Origin of the sequence: Streptomyces sp. SID12488 (assembly GCF_010548275.1) — a bacterium.
Lineage (GTDB): Bacteria > Actinomycetota > Actinomycetes > Streptomycetales > Streptomycetaceae > Streptomyces.
The window spans coordinates 1-1374 of the sequence record NZ_JAAGLT010000081.1; the positions used below are offsets into that span (position 1 = coordinate 1).

Below are 1374 nucleotides of genomic sequence, written 5' to 3' on the forward strand. Positions count from 1 at the left end.
CAGGGTCCCTTGCATGATCAAGATCTGTCCGGATTCATCCGGTGAGGCCGAGGGCGGTCAGGGATCTGCGACAGTCGCGGGCGGTGTAGCGGAGGGCGGCGGCGATGTTGGTGCGACCGTCCTGACGGTGGACGCCGATGGCAAGGTTGCGCAGGCCGGCCATGACGCGTGGGAGGCGACCGACGTGGATCTTGGAGTCGTCCTCGCGGAAAGTACGGTCGCGGACGTGGTGCAGGAGATTTTCAATCTTCCAGTGCCCTCTGATCCAGGCCGCGAGCTGGGGGCCGGTCGCTGTGCCGGGCGGCAGGCTGGTGATCAGGTAGACGCGCTCGATGGTGAGCCTGCCGCTGGTGAAGTCCTTTCTCCAGCGCACGACTTGTAGGGCCTGGCGTGCGTCGGGGTAGTCGAGGTGGGCGAAGGCGACGGTCTTCAGCCGCCGGATCTCCAGGCGGTGGTGAGCTCGGGTGCGGTCGTGGTGGTCGAGCGTGATCTCGCGCCAGGGCAGGTGGCGGACGCGGTCGAACAGGCCGGGATGGTTGGCCTTGACCTGGGCGATGTAGTGGGCGCCACGAGTGCGGAGGTAGGTGCCGTGGGCGTGCTGGGTATGCAGCGCATCGGCGGTGATGACCGTGCTGGTCAGGTCGATGCTGTCCAGCAGGGGCTGGAAGGCGGGGATCTCGTTGCTCTTGTCGGCGACCTGGCGCTGGGCCAGGACGTGACCGGCGTGGTCCATCGCGGCGAGCAGAGTGACATACGGGGTGTTGGCGGTGCGTGAGCCGCGCAGGACCTTGCCGTCGACGGCGATCGCTCGCAGTCCGGGGCCGGTTGGGGTGGTACGGGCGGCCAGGAAGGCTCCGATTGCCTGGTCGAGGGCGTCGCCGTCCAACTGGACGAGGAGACGGCGCAGGGTATGGGGGTGCGGGACGGACACCGCGCCGGTCAGTGGGTCCAGGGGAAAGCCGAGGGCCCGGCAGGCCCAGACAGGGGCATCGGTGATCCACTCGGTGATCGCGGTGAGTGACCGGGCGCCGGCCAGCACACTTGCCGCGGCTGCGGTGACCAGGGCGGACAGCTGGTAGCGGCGCCCTCGAACACCTCTCGGATCGGGCACCAGGCCCAAGAAGCCGGACAGGGCGACCGCGTCCGTCAGTGGGGCCGGCGCGGAAGCCCGGGCCAACTGGTCCAGCGCAGTGGGCATAGGGGAAGATGCAGGAGCAGGCACGGACTCACCAAGTGTTCATGGGACTTCGACACTCACATGATCACCGGGACCGTGCCTGTACTGCGTCCGCCCCTGCCCGAACCGGGACGTCCGACGCGACTCCCAACCAGCCCGGCGATCCGGACGAACCCCAATCACGCAACGCCCCCTGG

1 protein-coding gene is annotated in these 1374 nt (G+C 68.6%); it reads right to left on the reverse strand.

All coding sequences use genetic code 11. The annotated features are described in order from the left end of the window. Window positions 1-34 precede the first annotated feature (34 nt). The gene (locus G3I56_RS42555; protein WP_164418892.1) at window positions 35-1198 is read right to left on the reverse strand and encodes an ISAs1 family transposase; all 1164 of its coding nucleotides are present in this window, start codon (window positions 1196-1198) and stop codon (window positions 35-37) included. Window positions 1199-1374 lie beyond the last annotated feature (176 nt).

Coding starts and splice junctions, on each gene's coding strand:
- G3I56_RS42555 (WP_164418892.1), bottom strand. CDS start 1,198: ATGCCCACTGCGCTGGACCAGTTGGCCCGGGCTTCCGCGCCGGCCCCA.